Genomic DNA, 16,247 nt, shown 5'->3' with positions numbered 1-16,247 from the left:
TATCCAGCAGCGCGAACGTGCCGCTAGCCAGACAGGAGGGTGGGCACCAGCGGGAACCCCGGCCAGTTGCGCAGCACCGTCCAGGCCACCGCGGCGGCGACGACGGTGACCGACGCGGCCACCGGCATCAAGGGTCGCCCGCGTCGCCACCGCACCAGCAGCCACAACGCCAGCAGCGGCAGACCGACCAGCAGGAACACGTTGTCCATCACGGCGGCGCCCAGATCGCCGTGCAACAGGTCGTGGGTCATCCGCAACCCGCCGCACGCCGGGCAGTCCAGGCCGGTGAGGGCCTTGAACGGGCAGGCCGGGAACAGGAACCCGGGCCGGTGTGGGTCGGCCAGCCCGATGTAGGCCAGCGCACCGGCCAGGGCCACCCCACCGCCGATCAGCGCGGCGCGGCCCGAGGCGGCCTCAGGTGCCATCGCGCAGCGGACGGCCGTGCGGGTCGCGCACCCTGTCGGTGAGGATGAGGACCGCGTCGACGATGCCCCAGATGATCGCGCCGATACCGCAGGTGATCAGCCCGACCAGCAACTGGGCGATGCCCAGGCCGGTGTAGCCGAGGTAGATCCGGCCGACGCCGACCAGCCCGAACATTCCGAGCAACTGGAGCAGACCCGCGATCACCTTGGACTTGTCCGAGAACGGTTCGCCGGTGATCGGGTGGCGACCGTACGGGGCGAAGGGGTCGGGATAGCCACCGGGATAGGCGGGCGGCGGATACGCGCCGCCGCCCTGCGGCGGCGGCGGGGGCACGTTGGCGCCCGGCTCGAAACCGTAGGGCGGCTGCTCGCTCATGAATTCAGGATGCCAGAAGGTCGGCGGGAACGCGGTGACTCCAGGTGGACTCCCACTGCTGCGGAAAACAGCGCTGCAGCAGGTCGATCATGATCGGCACCGCCGTGGACGCACCCGGTGAGGCGCCCAGCAGACCGGCGATGCTGCGGTCCGCCGAGACGACCAGCTCGGTCCCCGACCGCAGGACCCCGCGGCCGCCGACATCCCGGGTGACCAGCTGGGCGCGCTGCCCCGCGCCGATCAGCTCCCACTGGGCCGGGTCCGCGTTCGGGTAGTACCGGGTGAGGGCGGCGTGCCTGCGCTTGCGGGTGGCCAGCAGTTGGCCGATCAGATAGCGGATCAGGGCGAGGTTCGACCATGCCGCGGTCGCCAGCACCGTGACGTTGTGCCAGCGCACGGTGGCGAAGAAATCGGTGAGCCGGCCGTGTTTGAGCAGTTTGGTGCTGAAGGTGGCGTACGGGCCGAACATCAGGTGTCCGGTGCCGTCGACGATGCGTTTGTCCAAGTGCGGCACCGACATCGGCGGCGCACCCATCGGAGCCTGTCCGTAGACCTTGGTGTCGTGCCGCGCGACGATCTGCGGGTCCGAGCACCGCAGGAAGGCCGCGCCGACCGGCAGCACCCCGTAGCCGCGCACCTCGGGGAGCTCGGCGCGCTGTAGCAGCCGCAGCGCATTGCCGCCTGCCCCGACGAACACCATGCGGGCGCCCAGCTCGAAACGCCCGTCCCGGTTGCGGCCCGAGACCTGCCATGTCCCGTCGGCGTCCCGGCGCAGTCCGCGCACCTCGTGACCGAGCAGCACCGCGCCGCCCCGGTCGGTGAGGATGTGCACCAGGGCGTGGGTGAGCGCGCCGAAGTCGACGTCGGTGCCGGCTGGATGCCGGGTGGCGGCGACCCGTTCGGCCGGGTCGCGGCCCTCCATCACCAGCGGCGCCCACTGCGCGATGGTGGCCGGGTCCTCGGAGTACTGCAGTCCGCGGAATCGCGGGTTTGCCCGCAGGGTCTCGAAACGCCTACGCAGATAGGCGATATCGCGCTCTCCGAACACGACATCCATGTGCGCAGCGGTGTGCAGGAAAGCGTCCTGGTCGAGTAGGCCCTGCGCGCTCAGGTAGTCCCACCAGCGCCGCGACACCTCGAACTGTTCGGCGATGCCGGCTGCGGCGGACCCGTCGGCCGGGTCGGGCATGTAATTCAACTCGCAGTACCCGGAATGCCCGGTCCCGGCGTTGTTCCAGGCCTGGCTGCTCTCGGTGGCCACCTCCTCGGCGCGTTCCACCATGACGATCCGCCATTCGGGTTCCAGCGACGCCAACATGGCGCCCAGCGTTGCCGACATGATGCCACCGCCGATCAGCACGACATCGGCCGTCTCGTTCTCGTTCATGCCTCCACGATCGTCGCTGCGGATCTATGCGTCCAATGAATGTTTGGAGGAATATGATCCGAATATGGATCAATGGTTGAGCCTGCTCGCGCCGCAGTTGCGCGCGTTGGACGAGCTGGCCGCCCAGGACGGACACATGACCCGGGCCGCCGAGCGGCTCGGGATCCCGCAGTCGTCGATGAGCAGGCGCATCCACGCCTTGGAGAAGACCCTCGGGATTCGCCTGCTGGTCCAGGACGGTCGCATCGTACGGCTGACACCGGCGGCGGCCCGGCTGGCCGAACGCGCCCGAGATCCACTGCACGCGTTGGAAGCCACCATCGAATCGATCGCCGGAGAGGCCGATGCCGAACACGGCACCGTCCGCCTCGGTTTCCCACTCACCATGGGATCTGGCCGGCTGCCGACGCTCCTCGCGGAGTTCCATCGCCGGACACCGGGTATCCGGTTACAGATCAAGCAGGCTCACGGATCCCAGCTGACGGCCGACCTGAAGGCCGGTGAGCTCGACGTGGCGGTCATGATCCCGGCGTCGGATGAGCTGCGGCACACGGTCATCGGGACGCAGACGATCCATGCGGTGCTTCCGGCGTCACATCACCTCGCGGCCCGGAAGCGGCTGCGACTGTCCGAGCTGCGCGACGAGCCGTTCATTGCGAATCCGGTGACCTACAACCTGCGGCAGCTCACCGAAACATGGTGCAGAAAGGCGGGATTCGTCCCCCGCATCGCGGTCGAGATCACCGAGTTCGCCACCATGCACGAGCTGATCGGCCGCGGGCTCGGCATCGCGCTGCTCCCCCACGACGAACGTCTGCCACCCGGCACCGTCGAGGTGGCGCTGACGCCGTCGGGGTACGAGCGTGAGATCGCGCTGGCCTGGGGCCCGACGGCGGTCACTCCCGCCGCGCGGCGACTGCTGGGGTTCCTGCGGGAACGGTTCTGATCAGCTCGGAACGTTCGCCTTGACCGTTGCCAGTGCCGCGCCGGCCAGCCGGGCGAGCTCCTGCGCTTCGGCCGGATCGAGCGCCTCTTCGACCAGTTCGGCCATCCGGCGGTTGGTGGCCCGCTCGGCGTCCTCGTACCGGTCCCTCTTGTCCGCGCCGTCGGCGTAGGGTTCGGGCCAGCCGAACATCGCCGCGTACTTCGGGCCCTTGTTGAGCATGTGCGCCTCGATCGGGCTGACACCCGACAGACTGAGCGCGTTGAAGTGCAGGCCGGCACGCAGCTCGCGGAGCACGAACATCACCTGCAGGGCACGCGCCGGCGCATCCTCGGCCAGCGGCATCGCCCGCCAGCCCGCGTACAACGGTGCGGCCGCGATGGGCGCCACCGCGATGAGCTTCTCGCCGAGCGCGGCAATCCGGTCCACACCCTCCGCGTCGGCCAGGTACTTGCGACCGAATTCCGCCGCCTGGTTCCAGTAGACCTCGGCGGCACCGGCGGCACCACGCACCGCGATGCCTTCCTCCCACATCGCCGACAGGCCGGTGGGCTCGAACACCGCGAAAGCCGCGCTGACGGTCGCCCCCGTCGCGTCCCCGAGCACTCCACCCCGGCCCGCCACGTAGCCGGCCAGCGGGTTCTCGTAGCCGGCGGCGACGCTTTCCCCGTAGGTCTGCGGGTGCAGCATGAACACGGCCACGGCCTGCTCGATGGCTGCTCCCGCAGTCGCCGTGGCTTCAACGAGATCGGGATTGCTCATTCGGTGTCATCTCCTCGGTGGTCCGGCAGCGTCAGCAACGAACACTAGTGGCCCGCCGGAATCGAATGGGTGACACCGTGAACATTCCGGGTCCGCCTCGCCGCTGCGTCGGGCGGGGATATGAAAGTGCCTACCTCGCAGCGACATTCGCGCGACTTCTTGTCTCAGAAATTTCTTTGACCCCTTTTGTCTCTGGTGTCACATTCTGCCGTTTTCTGTCGGTGGTCGAACGTATGTTCTAGCCATGAAGATCGATGTGGTGGCGAGCCGGGAGACGGTGCAGCACGCCCTCTCCGATCACGCCGCGTCGGTCAAGGCTCTGTTGGATGCCGATTTCACGGTGTTCGACACCGCGGAGTTGTTGGCCATCCAGTCCGAACGCGAACTGCGCGCCCGCGCCGAGGCGGTGATCGACCACCGCATCCAGGCCGCGCTGATGGACCGGGCCACCCCGCACGAGATCGGCGGGAAATCCTGGATCGATGTGCTGGCCACCCGGATGCGGATCAGCCGCGCCGAGGCTGCCCGCCGCGTCCGCGACGCTGAGGTGCTCGGGCCGCGGCACGCGATGAACGGCGACGTGCTCGCCCCGGTGTTGCCGGCATGCGCGACCGCGCTGGCCGAGGGCAGCATCGCCGCCGGGCACATCGCGGTCGTGCGCGCGACATTAAAGTCCGCGTCGGAGCGGATGAGTGGTAGCGACCTCGCCGATTTGGAGGCCAGCCTGGTCGCCGCGGCCAAGACCACCAGCCCGGAAACGTTGAAAGAAGCCGCCACCCGGGTGCTCTACAAACTCAATCAGGACGGTGACGGCCCGGATATGGCGAAACACCGGCGCGGGATCACCCTGGGCGCGCAGGACGCCGACGGGCTGGTCCGCATCACCGGCTGGGTGGATGCCGAGTTGGCCGCCTATCTGGGCACCGCGCTAGAAGTCTGGGGCCGGCCCGGGATCAACAACCCCGACGATCCCGAACCCAAGCTCAACCCGGACCCCAACCCACTCGACGAGGTCGTGCCGGAGGCCGATCCGGCCGGCGACGTAGAACCCGCAGATGCTGAAGGCGAAGAAGCACCCGCGGACACCACCGGCGGCGGCGAAGACCCCCGCCCCGCCGATTTCGGGGCCCTGGCCGATCTGGCCACCGGCGATACCCGCACCCGCGCCCAGCGCCACCACGACGCCCTCAAAGCAATCCTGCGCGATGCCCTGATGGCCAAAAACCTCGGCCAACACAACGGCATCCCCATCACCGTCGTCGTCTCCACCACCCTCGCCGAACTCGAAGCCGGTGCGGGGATCGCGGTCACCGGCACCGGCACCCTCATGCCCATGCCCGACCTCATCCGCCTCGCCGAGCAGGCCTACCACTACCTGGTGGTCTACCGAAAACACACCGCCGAACCCCTCTACCTCGGCCGCACCCGACGCCTGGCCAGCAAGGCCCAACGCCTACTGCTCTACAACCGCGACCGCGGCTGCACCCGCCCCGGCTGCACCCAAGCCGCCTGCCACTGCCAGGCCCACCACGCCCAGCCCAGCTGGAACAACGGCGGGCGCACCGACGCCCCCACCCTGGCCCTGGGCTGCGGACCCGACAACCGACTCGCCGAAATGGGCTGGACCACCCGCATCGACCCCGACACCGGACGCACCCACTGGTACCCACCCCCACTCATGGACACCGGCCAAGACACCCTCAACCACCACTTCCACCCCGAAAACATACTCAGGGTGGAAGCGGAGGACGACGATGGCTGAGGCGGATCAGAACTCGGAAGGCTTCACCGCCAGAACGGGTTTCGGGCATTCCAGGATCAGCTTCTGTGCAACGCTGCCGAGTAGCAGCTTGCCGACCGGGCTCCGGTGCCGGATACCGATGACCAGGAGTTGTGCGGTCGGACGCTCCATGGCCGCCAGCAGTTCCTCGGCCGCGTCCACACCGACCGGCTGGGTCAGCTCGAAGGCGACACCGCACTCCTCCAGGAGCGCCTCCAGGTCGTCGACCTCGCCGGCACCGGCGAAACGCGAGTCGACATAGGACTCCCCCGCCGTGGAATTGATGACGAGCAGGTGCAGCTTACGCAGTTTGGCCTCGTCGATCCCTTGCCGCAGGGCGGCGTAGCCGAACGCATCTGCGGTGTACCCCACGACAACCATCGGTGTATCGGTCACAGCTGGCCTGCCTTCGTCTTCTGGTCCCGATCGTCCTCCACGATCAACAACGATTCCTCACTGCGATGCATCAACCGCAGCACCAGGGGCGCCAGCAGCAGCAGCGCCATCAGCACATAGGTGACGATCGCCACCGGCTCGGTGAACAGGTTGCTCCAGTCCCCACCGCCGAGCTGCAGACTCTGCCGCAACTGCCGTTCGATCCGCGGCCCCAGGATCACCCCGATGATCAACGGCAGCACCGGAAGTCCGAACCGGCGCATCATCAAACCCATCAGTCCGAAGACCAGCAGCAGAGCCAGATCCAGCGGTTGCAGGTTCACCGCGAACGCGCCGAGCGCGGCGAAGAACAAGATGCCCGCATACAGGTACGGCCGCGGAGTACGGAGCAGCTTCGCCCACAGCGGCGCCAGCGGCAGGTTCAGCGCCAGCAGCATCGCGTTGCCGATGAACAGGCTCGCGATCAACGTCCAGATCAGCAGCGGTTCCTTATCGAACAGCGTCGGCCCGGGCTGGATGCCATACGACACGAACGCGGTCAGCATCACCGCGGCGGTGGCATTCGTCGGCAGACCCAGCGACAACATCGGCACCAAAGTCCCTGCGGCCGAGGCATTGTTGGCGGCCTCCGGACCGGCGACGCCCTCGATGGCGCCCTTGCCGAACTCCTCGGGATGCTTGGACAGCTTCTTCTCGGTGATGTAGCTCAGGAAGGTCGGCAGCTCCGCGCCGCCCGCGGGCAGCGCGCCGAACGGGAACCCGTACGCCGTCCCGCGCAACCACGGCTTCCAGGACCGCTTCCAATCGCTGCGCCCCATCCACGGCCGTCCGACCGGGATGACATCGGCGGGCCGACGACGCAGATGCGCCGACACCCACAACGCCTCACCGACCGCGAACACCGCCACCGCGATGACGACGATGTCGATGCCGTCGGCCAACAGCGGCACCCCGAAGGTGGCGCGCGGTTGACCGGTCAGCGAGTCGATGCCGACGATGCCGATCGCCAGCCCCAGCAGCAGTGAGATCAAGCCACGGATCTTCGAGGATCCCAGCACGGCTGTGACCGCGACCAACGCGAACAGCATGATCGCCAGATAGGACGGCGCACCCAGGGTGACCGCGAACCGGGACACCGCAGGCGCGAAGGCGGCCAGCAGCACTGTGCCGATAGCCCCGGCCACGAACGAGCCGATGGCGGCGGTGGCCAGCGCCTGCGCGGCCCGGCCGGCCTTGGCCATCTTGTTGCCCTCGATCGCGGTGATCACCGACGACGATTCTCCTGGCGTATTGAGCAGGATCGACGTCGTCGACCCGCCATACATACCGCCGTAGAAGATTCCGGCGAACATGATGAACGCCGCGCTGGGGCTGACGTTGTAGGTGATCGGCAGGAGCAAAGCCACCGTCATCGCCGGGCCGATACCCGGCAACACCCCGACCGCGGTCCCCAGCAGCACACCGATCGCCGCGTACAGCAGGTTCATCGGAGTGGCCGCCTCGGCGAACCCCTGGAGCAGCCAGTCGAAATTCTCCATCTACAGAATCCCATCCAAGATGCCTGCGGGCAGCGGGATTCCGAGCCCGGAATAGAACGCATAGAAGCTGGCCAGCGCCAGCACCACACCGATCGCGATGTTGCGCACGTAATGCCGGCTGCCCAGCACGGTGGCGCACCCGGCGAAGAACAGCGCGCTGGTGATCGCCCAACCGAGCGGGTTGACCAGGACGATCAGCATGACGAACAACCCGATCAGCAGGCCCACGGTCCGCCAGTCGCTGGGCATGTCGGGGTCGATATCCTCCCCGGCGTCCGCCTCGCCGGTGGAGCCACGCGGAATCGCGATGGCCAGGACGACCGCCATCACCAGCAGTCCCACCCCGATGACGATCGGGAAGAACCGCGGCCCAACGGGATCCACTTCGGCGTAACCGCCCGGCATGGTCAGCGCGTCGTAGAGCAGGAACGCACCGACGGCCACCATCACCGCACAGACGACGTACTGCGCGTAGTCGGGCCGAACCCGCTCGGCCACTTCCGGTTCGGTACTCACACCAGCCCCAGATCGGTCAGCGTCGTCTCGACGCGCCGGTCCTGCTCGGCCAGGAACTCCTCGAATGCGGGGCCGGTCAGGAAGGCATCGGTCCAGCCGTTCTTCACCAGCGCCTCCTTCCATGCGTCGGTTGCGTGCAGCTCTTCCAGGATCCTGACCATGGCCGCCCGGTCCTCGTCCGAAATACCAGGCGGGGCAAGGATTCCGCGCCAGTTGGTGAAGGTCAGGTCGATCCCCGCCTCGCGCAGGGTGGGCGCGTCGACACCTTCGACCCGTTCGTCGCCGGACACCGCGAGCACCCGAACCTGTCCGGCCTCGATCTGGTCGACGTATTCGCCGAGACCCGACGTGCCGGCGGCGATCTTGTTGCCCAGCAGAGCCGTCAGCAGGTCACCGCCGCCGTCATAGGAGACGAAGTTGACCTTGGTCGGGTCGACGCCGACGGCCTTGGCGGTCTCCATCGGGAACAGGTGATCGGGGCCGCCGGGGTTGGATCCGCCGCCGACGGTGACCTTGGCCGGATCGGCCTTCCACGCGTCGACGAAGTCCTGCACCGTCTTGAACGGTGAGTCGGCGGGCACCAGGATGCCCTCCTGCTCCTCGACCACCTTGGCCAGCGCAGTGGCGTCCGAGGCCCGCGCCGTCGACCCGTTGGTGAACACCGCGCCGACCACGCCGAGACCCATCATCATCATGAGATCGCCGTTGCCGCGCTCGTTCATCAGCCGCGCCATCGCGACGGTGCCGCCGGCGCCGATCACGTTGAACACCTCGACGCGACCGGTGATCTCGTCGTCCTCCATGATCTTGACCGCGGTGCGCGCGGTGAGGTCGTAGCCACCACCCGGGCTGTTGGGCACCATCATGCGCAGACGGTGCAGGCCGGTTTCCTCGCCGCGGGTCACGCCGCAGCCGGCGAGCAGGAGCGCAGCGATCAAGGCGATCAGGACGCCCTTCTTCGCGTGACGCCGATCGAACATGTCGTCCCCAATCACTTGTGTGTGATGCTCAGCAATACTGGACCCGGCACGTGACTCAGGTCACTCATGTGGACGCAAAGGAAGTTGTGGTCATTAAGAACACGAGCTGGAGCCGCAGCCTCGCCGGGCAGTTCCTGGCGTTTCAGCTGATGGTGGTCGCCATCGTGTTGATCGCGGTGGCGGCCGTCTCGGTGGCACAGTCGACCAGCGAATTCCGCGAGGTCCGCGGCCTGCGGATGATCGCGGTGGCCGAGAACATGGCGTCCACCCCGATCGTGCGGGACCGGTACTCCGATCCGTTCGCGGAGAAGCTCCTGGCGCCCGAGGTCGACCGCGCGGTGGCGCTCTCCGGCGCCAGTCTGGCCGAGATCCTGGGCCCGGACGGCACCGTGCGAGCCTCATCCGACCCGTCCCGCATCGGGGCCCGGACCGACCTGGGGCCCAGCCGCGCCGACGAGGGACGGGCCTGGTTCGGCGACGCCGAGGTGGACGGGACGCACAGTCTGATCGGGCAGGTGCCGATCCTGTCCAGTGCCGGAGACGTGCTGGCGGTCGCCTCGGTCAGCGAGGGCTATCCATCGGTGTGGCAGTCGCTCGCGGGCGCCGGGGAACGCCTGGTGGTGTACCTGGGCCTGGGTGCACTGCTGGGCATGGCGGCATCCTGGCTGTTGTCGCGGCGCATCAAGCGGCACACCCGCGGACTGGAGGTCACCGAGATCGCCGGCCTGGCCGACCATCGGGAAGCCTTGCTGCACAGCATCCGCGAGGGTGTGGTGGCGGTGAACCCGGACGGGGTGATCACGGTGCTCAACGACAGCGCCCAGGACCTGCTGGGCATCGGAGCCGACGCCGTGGGCCGGCGCGCCGACCAGGTCGGGTTGGAGCAGGCCGTGGTGGATTTCCTGCTGTCCCAGGCGAACAACCCGAATGGGAACGGTGCCGACGAGAACGATGTGGTGATCGCCACCCGCAGCCGAGTACTCGCGCTGAATCGGCGTGCTGCCAGCAGCCAGGGGCGGCGGATCGGTACCGTGACCACGATGCGCGACAGCACCGAGTTGGCGGCCCTGCAGGCCCAGTTGTCCTCGCACCGTAGTGTCACCGACACGCTGCGGGCGCAGACCCACGAGTTCGCCAACCAGCTGCACACCATCTCCGGGTTGGTCCAGCTCGGAGAGTTCGATGCGGTGCACGAGCTGGTCGGCACCCTGACCCGGCGCCGCGCGGAGATCAACGATGCTGTCACGCAACGGGTGTCCGATCCCGCGGTGGCCGCGCTGTTGATCGCCAAGACCTCGCTGGCCGGGGAGAGCGGGGTGACGCTGACCCTCGACGAGGACAGCCGGCTGCGTGCCCTGCCACCCGCCCTGGCCACCGACGTGATCACCGTGCTGGGCAACCTGATCGACAATGCCGTGGACGCCTCGGTGGGTTCGGCACCGGCGCGGGTGACCGTTCGGATCGAGGACACCGACGGGCTGCTGATCGCGGTCACCGATTCGGGTCCCGGTGTGCCGCTGGAGCTTCGGGAATCGGTGTTCGCCCGCGGGGTGACCTCCAAACCGGACGGTGCCGGCGGGCCAGCGGAGAAGCGAGGGATCGGACTCGCGCTCGTCCGGCTGGTGACGGCCCAGCACGGCGGGCAGGCGCAGATCGGTGACGCACCCGGCGGTGGCGCGTCCTTCGTGGTGCGGCTGCCGGCATCGGCTCTGGCGGCGTCCCGTGCGTGAGGTGCTGATCGTCGACGACGATTTCATGGTGGCCGAGATCCACCGCCGCTTCGTCGAGCGCATCGACGGGTTTCACCCGATCGCGGTGGCGCGCACCGGAGCCGAAGCGCTGGCCGCCGCCCAACAGCACCGGCCGGACCTGATCCTGCTGGACGTGTATCTCCCCGACATGACCGGCCTCGACGTGCTGCACCGGCTCCGGGCCGAGGGTGATCACGTCGGCGTCATCATGATCACCGCGGCCCGTGAGTTGGACACCGTCCGCGATGCGCTGGACGGCGGTGCGGCCGACTACTTGATCAAGCCCTTCGAGTTCGACCAGTTGCAGGCCAAGTTGGTCGCCTTCGCCGCCCGGGCGGATGCGCTGGCGGCCGACGGCGGGGCCGACCAGTCGATGATCGACGCCCTGTTCGGCGGTCCGGCGGTAGCCCCCGCCGCGGATGCACTGCCCAAGGGGCTCGGGGCCGAGACCGGACGACTGGTGCTGGAGGCGGTCGGCAAGGCCGAGGAGGTTTCCGCGGCCGAATGCGCGGATCTGGTCGGCATCTCCCGGGTCAGCGCCCGCCGTTACCTGGAGCACTACCTCGCCGCCGGCCTGCTCGAACTGCGCCTGCAATACGGCGCGGGCCGCCCGGAACGCCGTTATCGCCCGGCCGGGTGCGCACAGTAGATTCATCGGGTGGCGCCGACAGTCCTGTTCCTCTACAACGATCCGATCGCCCCCGAGGCCATGCTCGGTGAGGCCTTCACCGACGCCGGATACGACGTCAGCACCTTCGAGGTGGTACCGGCCTCCCATGTTGGCCGCCCTGCGCTCGACGTCGATTTCCCCGACCCGATGGCCTACGACGTCATCGTCCCGCTGGGCGCACGCTGGTCCGTGTACGACGATGCGCTGCGCTCCACGTGGGTCGGCGCGCAGACCCGCATGCTGCTGGCCGCCGCCCAGTCCGGTGTGCCGACGCTTGGCATCTGCTTCGGCGGCCAACTGCTGGCCCAGGCCTTCGACGGCAGCGTGCAGCGCTCCGGCACGCCCGAGATCGGTTGGTACGACGTCGAATCCGATCGGCACGAACTGATACCGCCGGGCCCCTGGTTCGAATGGCACTTCGACCGGTGGACCGTGCCGCCGGGGGCCACCGAGATCGCCCGTACCCCGGGCGCCTCACAGGCTTTCGCGATCGGCCGGGCGGTGGCCCTGCAGTTCCATCCCGAACTCGACCCCGCCCTGCTCGAACTGTGGCTCGAGGATGACCTGGAGGCCGAGGAGGCCGCCATGGTCGGCCGTAGCCATGACGAATTGCGTTCGGCCACCGGGGAACTGCGCGATGATGCGGCCCGCCGCATCCGGCAGCTGGTGCGCGGGTTTCTGGCGTACACCAGCCGTCAGCCGTGCCCCAGTTCGTGAGCCAGCGCGGCCTCGATCTCCGGGCGCCGGAAGGTATGTCCCAGCCCCTGTAGTTTGGCCGGGACCACCCGCTGGTCGGCTTCGGCAAGCTCATGTGCCCCTTGCGAACCCAGCAGCAGCTTGGGACCGAAGGACGGCACCGGCAGCAGTGCGGGCCGGTTCAGCACCCGCCCGAGTGCCGCGGTGTACTCGGTGTTGCGCACGGGGTCGGGCGCCACCGCGTTCACCGGGCCGGTCAACCGGGTGTCATAGAGCGCACGGTGGTAGACGTCGAGCAGATCATCCAGACCGATCCAGGCCAGCCACTGGTCACCACTAGCCAGACGGCCGCCCAGTCCGGCCGCGAACAGCGGGCGCAGCAGCCGCAGCGTGCCGCCGCGCGCCGATTGCACCACCCCGGTCCGGACGTTGACCACGCGCAGCCCGGCGGCCGTGGCGGGTTCGGTCGCGGCCTCCCAGTCCGCCACCACATCGGCCAGGAAACCGTCACCGCGGGTGGCGTCCTCGGTGAGCAGCGAATCACCCCCTTCGTAGCCGTAGTATCCGATCGCCGACGCGCTGACGAACACCTTCGGACCGTCCGGCCCGCGCGCGGCGGCCTCGGCCAGCGCCCGCGTCGGCCCGATGCGGCTGTCCCGAATGGCTGCCCGGTGCGAGTCGGTGAAGCGCCCCGCGATCGAGGCACCGGCCAGGTGCACCACGGCGTCCACCCCGGCCAGCAGATCGGGTGCCGGACGCTGCGGATCCCATTGCCGCTCATCGGCATTCGCGGGCGCGCGACGCACCAGCCGGATGACGCGATGGCCGCCGGTGCTCAGGAACGCGGTCAACGCGTCGCCCACCAGGCCACTGGCGCCGGTGACGGCAACCACCATCGGGGACAGCCCCGCCGCTCGGTGCGCGGCGAGGTCCTGCGCCAGTTGGGTGTGCCGGTAGACGAACATCTGGCGCAGCGCCGCGGCCGGGACGACGGCGTCGATGCGGTCGTACAGTCGGGTACCGCTGCCCGCGGCGGCGAACTCGTGGGTATGGGTCCAGGTGCCGATCACCCGGGCGGGCCAGGAGGCGGGCCCGTCGGTCGACAATGTGTCGACGAAGCGGTGCGGCGGGTCGAACTCCCCCGGCTGGTGTGCAGCCACCCAGCGCAGCCTGCCGGGCAGCCCGAGCACGGCTCGACCGTCGGCCAGATTGTCGGCTTCGGCGATCACTTTCATCGGCTGCCAGGGCGGCACCAACCGGCGCATCGCGCCGGGCCTGGTGTGCCAGGCGAAGACCGCATCGAGCGGATGGTCGATGACGCCCACGTATTCGATACCCATGCGTGATTGCTCCCCTCCGCGCCGGGGTACCCCCGGGTCGTATCGCAGAAACTGGCCTGGAGACTGCCATGCCCAGACGACACCGTGGTGGCCACGCCACCATCTTCCGGAATCGCCGAACCGCCGGCCGGGTGCTGGCCGACGAGTTGTCGCATCTGGCCGGCGAGCCCGGATTGACGGTACTGGGGTTGGCGCGCGGAGGCGTCCCGATCGGCTGGGAGGTGGCGGCCGCGCTGAACGCCCCGCTCGATGTGTTCCTGGTCCGCAAGCTGGGGGTGCCGGGCTGGCCCGAATTGGCGATGGGCGCACTCACCTCCGGCGGTGCGGTGGTGCGCAATGAGGAGCTGGTCCGCAATCTGGACGTCAGCGAGAAGCAGTTGCAGCAGACGATCGACCGGGAAACCGGGGAACTACGCCGCCGCGAGGCCGCATACCGCGGGGATCGCCCGGGTCCGGAGATCCGCGGGCGCACCGTGGTACTGGTCGACGACGGGATCGCCACCGGCGCCAGCATGCTGGCCGCGGTGCGGGCGGTACGGCAGGGCGGTGCGGCCCGGGTGGTGGTCGCGGTACCGGTGGGTGCCGCGGCGGCGTGCCGCCGGATCGGCGCGGAGGCCGACGAGTTGGTCTGCCTCAGCCAGCCGGCCGATTTCCAGGCGGTCGGGCAGGTGTACGAGGATTTCACCCAGACCACCGACACGGAGGTGTGCGCGCTGCTGGGCGATCAGCCCGGACGTGCCGATCCGGACGGTTAGTCCTTGGAGGAAGCGTCCTTGGCCGGGACGTCGCCGGGCTCGGCGTCGGCGGGCGGGGCCTCGGGATCCGGTGAGATCTCCACCGCGCCGCCCTCGTTCTCGTCGGAGTCGGCCGGACCACCGTCGGTGTCGGTGACCCCGGTGGGTTCGACCGCTTCGGTCTCGGGTTCTTCGGTTTCGCTCACGGCGTCGGCTTCCGTCTCGGGCTCGGGGACGGTCTCGACCACCTCGGTCACCGGCTCGTCCGGGTAATCGTGCACCTCGTGCTGATCATGCGCGCCGACCCCTCCGCCATCGGCGTCGTCGGTTGCGGCGGCGGCGTCGTCACGGCGGGAACGCAGCGCATCGGCGATGAGCAACAGCACACCGATGACGCTGGCTCCGATGCACACCCAGGCAATCAACTCGTTGCTGGTGACGACGGCGGCCACCAGTGCGGTCAGACCGATGACGGCGAGGACGAGCGCGATGATCAGCATGGATCGTATTCAGCCGAGATACGGGCCGTCAGTTGTTGCCGCGGCTGAACTGGTTGAAACCGCCGCCCTCGTTGCCCGCCGAGGAATCGACCGGCGCGGCGGAACCGCGCTGGCCCAGCTCTTCGAGCTGCGACTCCAGGTAGGTCTTGAGGCGGGTGCGGTACTCGCGCTCGAAGGTGCGCAGCTGCTCGAGGCGGCCCTCCAGCACGGTGCGCTGCTGGTTGATGGTGCCCATGATCTCCGAGTGCTTGCGTTCGGCGTCGGCCTGCAGGGCGTCGGCCTTCTCCTGCGCCTGACGCAGCTGCGTCTCGGAGCGGGTCTGGGCGTCGGACAGCAGCGCGTCGGCCTTGGCGCGGGCCTCGGCGACCGTGGTCTCGGCGGTCTGCCGCGCGTCGCTGACCAGGGCGTCTGCCTGGGCGCGCGCATCGGCGAGCAGCTTGTCGGACTCGGCCTTGGCGGTGCTGGTCAGACGGTCCGCGGTGTCCTGGGCCAGGCTGAGCACCTTGGCGGCCCGCAGATGCGAATCCTCGGAGGCCGGGGCGGCGGGTGCCGCGACGGGCGCAGGGGCTTCGTACACGGGCTGAGCCGGTTCGGGCTCGGGCTCGGGCTGCGGCGCCTGGTACGGAGGGATGGTCTGCGTAGCGGCGACGCCTCCCCCGGCACGCGCCCCGGCCAGCTCCGAATCGAGCTCGGACACCCGCTGACGCAGGTCGGCGTTTTCCTCGATGAGCCTGGTCAGCTCGTTCTCGACCAGGTCGAGGAAGGCGTCGACCTCGTCCTCGTTGTAGCCGCGCTTGCCGATCGGCGGCTTACTGAAAGCGACGTTGTGAACGTCGGCTGGAGTGAGCGGCATTGTCTGCCCCCTTGGAGTCTGGACCGTCAACCGGTTTCAAAGTGTAGAGCGTCAGTAGGAAGTAACTGGCGTCCATCCTGTCACAGCAGACTCTACGGTTGCAGAGGAGGTTGGTAATTAAGAACGAATTTCAATGTTCTCGTGACATGCGGGAATGCCGCTCGACCCTGCCTCATCCGGCCCTGAGCACCGGATTCTCCACAGAAAACGTCAGTTGAGAGCGCTCGCGGCAGCCCCGAAAGCCAGCTGCATACCGATGAAGGCGAGCAGCAACAGGACCATGATCGACAGATCGAATCGCACTGCACCGATGGTCAGCTGCGGGATGATCCGGCGCAGCAGCTTCACCGGCGGGTCGGTGACAGTGAGGATGAGTTCCAGCACCACCACCGTCGCGCCCCTGGGCTGCCAGTCACGGCTGAACGAGCGGATGAACTCGACGACCACGCGGGCGATGAGCAGCAGCCAGAAGACGAACAGCACAAAACCCAGGATTTGGAAGACCATCGACAACTGAAGCCGACCTCACTACTGCTGAATCAGCGGGCAGGTACCACGCAGGTACGGGGACATTCGAGCAATCGGGACGGGGGTGCCGAC

18 protein-coding genes are annotated in these 16,247 nt (G+C 68.6%); 6 read left to right on the top strand and 12 right to left on the bottom strand.

All coding sequences use genetic code 11. The features are described 5' to 3' along the window. Positions 1-23: 23 nt before the first annotated feature. Genes V4U86_RS10500 through mqo form a run of 3 tightly spaced genes read right to left on the bottom strand, consistent with a single transcriptional unit; the run spans position 24 to position 2,188 of the window. Positions 24-425: a DUF2752 domain-containing protein gene (locus tag V4U86_RS10500; protein WP_395311168.1), complete on the bottom strand. Its 402-nt coding sequence runs from the start codon at positions 423-425 to the stop codon at positions 24-26. Continuing rightward, a complete protein-coding gene (locus V4U86_RS10495; RefSeq protein ID WP_395311167.1) occupies positions 415-801 on the bottom strand; it encodes a TM2 domain-containing protein in 387 nt (128 codons plus the stop codon). Before V4U86_RS10495 ends, V4U86_RS10500 begins: the two co-directional genes overlap by 11 nt. A gap of 4 nt (positions 802-805) precedes the next feature. Next, positions 806-2,188 (bottom strand): malate dehydrogenase (quinone), encoded by a 1,383-nt coding sequence (mqo, locus tag V4U86_RS10490; RefSeq protein ID WP_395311166.1) that lies wholly within the window; start codon positions 2,186-2,188, stop codon positions 806-808. Positions 2,189-2,252: 64 nt separating this feature from the next. Between mqo and V4U86_RS10485 the strand changes: the two genes are divergently transcribed. Further along, complete coding sequence (locus V4U86_RS10485) at positions 2,253-3,134, top strand: LysR family transcriptional regulator (RefSeq protein ID WP_395311165.1); 882 nt, start codon at positions 2,253-2,255, stop codon at positions 3,132-3,134. Here V4U86_RS10485 and V4U86_RS10480 read toward each other — a convergent pair whose 3' ends face one another. Further along, on the bottom strand, positions 3,135-3,893 hold the full coding sequence (locus V4U86_RS10480; protein WP_395311164.1) for an SCO6745 family protein: 759 nt from the start codon (positions 3,891-3,893) through the stop codon (positions 3,135-3,137). A 244-nt stretch (positions 3,894-4,137) separates the two neighbouring features. Here V4U86_RS10480 and V4U86_RS10475 point away from each other — a divergent pair, with 244 nt between their 5' ends. Then, positions 4,138-5,655 (top strand): HNH endonuclease signature motif containing protein, encoded by a 1,518-nt coding sequence (locus V4U86_RS10475; RefSeq protein WP_395311163.1) that lies wholly within the window; start codon positions 4,138-4,140, stop codon positions 5,653-5,655. A 6-nt stretch (positions 5,656-5,661) separates the two neighbouring features. On the opposite strand, the gene V4U86_RS10470 is transcribed toward V4U86_RS10475, so the two are convergent. From V4U86_RS10470 to V4U86_RS10455, 4 genes are all read right to left on the bottom strand, one after another. Beyond that, complete coding sequence (locus tag V4U86_RS10470; RefSeq protein ID WP_395311994.1) at positions 5,662-6,054, bottom strand: universal stress protein; 393 nt, start codon at positions 6,052-6,054, stop codon at positions 5,662-5,664. Positions 6,055-6,065: 11 nt separating this feature from the next. Next, a complete protein-coding gene (locus V4U86_RS10465) occupies positions 6,066-7,607 on the bottom strand; it encodes a tripartite tricarboxylate transporter permease (protein ID WP_395311162.1) in 1,542 nt (513 codons plus the stop codon). Beyond that, positions 7,608-8,054 carry a tripartite tricarboxylate transporter TctB family protein gene (locus V4U86_RS10460; protein ID WP_395311993.1) on the bottom strand — a complete coding sequence of 149 codons (447 nt, stop codon included), beginning with the start codon at positions 8,052-8,054 and terminating at the stop codon, positions 7,608-7,610. Between the two features lie 65 nt (positions 8,055-8,119). Continuing rightward, the gene (locus V4U86_RS10455; RefSeq protein ID WP_395311161.1) at positions 8,120-9,103 is read right to left on the bottom strand and encodes a Bug family tripartite tricarboxylate transporter substrate binding protein; all 984 of its coding nucleotides are present in this window, start codon (positions 9,101-9,103) and stop codon (positions 8,120-8,122) included. Between the two features lie 149 nt (positions 9,104-9,252). On the opposite strand from V4U86_RS10455, the gene V4U86_RS10450 reads away from it, so the two are divergent. Genes V4U86_RS10450 through V4U86_RS10440 form a run of 3 tightly spaced genes read left to right on the top strand, consistent with a single transcriptional unit; the run spans position 9,253 to position 12,241 of the window. Beyond that, on the top strand, positions 9,253-10,833 hold the full coding sequence (locus V4U86_RS10450; RefSeq protein ID WP_395311992.1) for a sensor histidine kinase: 1,581 nt from the start codon (positions 9,253-9,255) through the stop codon (positions 10,831-10,833). After that, on the top strand, positions 10,826-11,503 hold the full coding sequence (locus V4U86_RS10445) for a response regulator (protein ID WP_395311160.1): 678 nt from the start codon (positions 10,826-10,828) through the stop codon (positions 11,501-11,503). Before V4U86_RS10450 ends, V4U86_RS10445 begins: the two co-directional genes overlap by 8 nt. A gap of 9 nt (positions 11,504-11,512) precedes the next feature. Beyond that, the gene (locus V4U86_RS10440; RefSeq protein WP_395311159.1) at positions 11,513-12,241 is read left to right on the top strand and encodes a type 1 glutamine amidotransferase; all 729 of its coding nucleotides are present in this window, start codon (positions 11,513-11,515) and stop codon (positions 12,239-12,241) included. Here the strand turns inward: V4U86_RS10440 and V4U86_RS10435 are convergent. Continuing rightward, the gene (locus tag V4U86_RS10435) at positions 12,220-13,560 is read right to left on the bottom strand and encodes a TIGR01777 family oxidoreductase (protein WP_395311158.1); all 1,341 of its coding nucleotides are present in this window, start codon (positions 13,558-13,560) and stop codon (positions 12,220-12,222) included. The genes V4U86_RS10440 and V4U86_RS10435 overlap by 22 nt on opposite strands. Positions 13,561-13,628: 68 nt before the next feature. Here V4U86_RS10435 and V4U86_RS10430 point away from each other — a divergent pair, with 68 nt between their 5' ends. Beyond that, a complete protein-coding gene (locus tag V4U86_RS10430) occupies positions 13,629-14,315 on the top strand; it encodes a phosphoribosyltransferase (protein ID WP_395311157.1) in 687 nt (228 codons plus the stop codon). Here the strand turns inward: V4U86_RS10430 and V4U86_RS10425 are convergent. The 3 genes from V4U86_RS10425 to V4U86_RS10415 form a co-directional block, all read right to left on the bottom strand. Next, positions 14,312-14,794, bottom strand: coding sequence for a hypothetical protein (locus V4U86_RS10425; protein ID WP_395311156.1), 483 nt, complete (start codon positions 14,792-14,794; stop codon positions 14,312-14,314). The two genes, V4U86_RS10430 and V4U86_RS10425, sit on opposite strands and share 4 nt — an antisense overlap. Before the next feature lie 28 nt (positions 14,795-14,822). Then, the gene (wag31, locus tag V4U86_RS10420) at positions 14,823-15,647 is read right to left on the bottom strand and encodes a DivIVA-like cell division protein Wag31 (protein WP_395311155.1); all 825 of its coding nucleotides are present in this window, start codon (positions 15,645-15,647) and stop codon (positions 14,823-14,825) included. A 210-nt stretch (positions 15,648-15,857) separates the two neighbouring features. Then, positions 15,858-16,160 (bottom strand): YggT family protein, encoded by a 303-nt coding sequence (locus V4U86_RS10415; protein ID WP_087024410.1) that lies wholly within the window; start codon positions 16,158-16,160, stop codon positions 15,858-15,860. Between the last annotated feature and the right edge of the window lie 87 nt (positions 16,161-16,247).

Source organism: Mycobacterium sp. AMU20-3851 (assembly GCF_043974665.1).
Taxonomy (GTDB): Bacteria; Actinomycetota; Actinomycetes; order Mycobacteriales; family Mycobacteriaceae; genus Mycobacterium.
This window is presented reverse-complemented; position numbering and strand designations above follow the sequence as displayed.

What these genes read in the sequence shown, in the direction of transcription:
- V4U86_RS10430 (WP_395311157.1), top strand. Translation starts at nt 13,629, where the DNA reads ATGCCCAGACGACACCGTGGTGGCCACGCCACCATCTTCCGGAATCGC.
- V4U86_RS10480 (WP_395311164.1), bottom strand. Translation starts at nt 3,893, where the DNA reads ATGAGCAATCCCGATCTCGTTGAAGCCACGGCGACTGCGGGAGCAGCC.
- wag31 (WP_395311155.1), bottom strand. Translation starts at nt 15,647, where the DNA reads ATGCCGCTCACTCCAGCCGACGTTCACAACGTCGCTTTCAGTAAGCCG.
- V4U86_RS10465 (WP_395311162.1), bottom strand. Translation starts at nt 7,607, where the DNA reads ATGGAGAATTTCGACTGGCTGCTCCAGGGGTTCGCCGAGGCGGCCACT.
- V4U86_RS10470 (WP_395311994.1), bottom strand. Translation starts at nt 6,054, where the DNA reads ATGGTTGTCGTGGGGTACACCGCAGATGCGTTCGGCTACGCCGCCCTG.
- V4U86_RS10475 (WP_395311163.1), top strand. Translation starts at nt 4,138, where the DNA reads ATGAAGATCGATGTGGTGGCGAGCCGGGAGACGGTGCAGCACGCCCTC.
- V4U86_RS10435 (WP_395311158.1), bottom strand. Translation starts at nt 13,560, where the DNA reads ATGGGTATCGAATACGTGGGCGTCATCGACCATCCGCTCGATGCGGTC.
- V4U86_RS10425 (WP_395311156.1), bottom strand. Translation starts at nt 14,794, where the DNA reads ATGCTGATCATCGCGCTCGTCCTCGCCGTCATCGGTCTGACCGCACTG.
- V4U86_RS10455 (WP_395311161.1), bottom strand. Translation starts at nt 9,103, where the DNA reads ATGTTCGATCGGCGTCACGCGAAGAAGGGCGTCCTGATCGCCTTGATC.
- V4U86_RS10500 (WP_395311168.1), bottom strand. Translation starts at nt 425, where the DNA reads ATGGCACCTGAGGCCGCCTCGGGCCGCGCCGCGCTGATCGGCGGTGGG.
- mqo (WP_395311166.1), bottom strand. Translation starts at nt 2,188, where the DNA reads ATGAACGAGAACGAGACGGCCGATGTCGTGCTGATCGGCGGTGGCATC.
- V4U86_RS10485 (WP_395311165.1), top strand. Translation starts at nt 2,253, where the DNA reads ATGGATCAATGGTTGAGCCTGCTCGCGCCGCAGTTGCGCGCGTTGGAC.
- V4U86_RS10495 (WP_395311167.1), bottom strand. Translation starts at nt 801, where the DNA reads ATGAGCGAGCAGCCGCCCTACGGTTTCGAGCCGGGCGCCAACGTGCCC.
- V4U86_RS10450 (WP_395311992.1), top strand. Translation starts at nt 9,253, where the DNA reads ATGGTGGTCGCCATCGTGTTGATCGCGGTGGCGGCCGTCTCGGTGGCA.
- V4U86_RS10460 (WP_395311993.1), bottom strand. Translation starts at nt 8,054, where the DNA reads ATGGTGGCCGTCGGTGCGTTCCTGCTCTACGACGCGCTGACCATGCCG.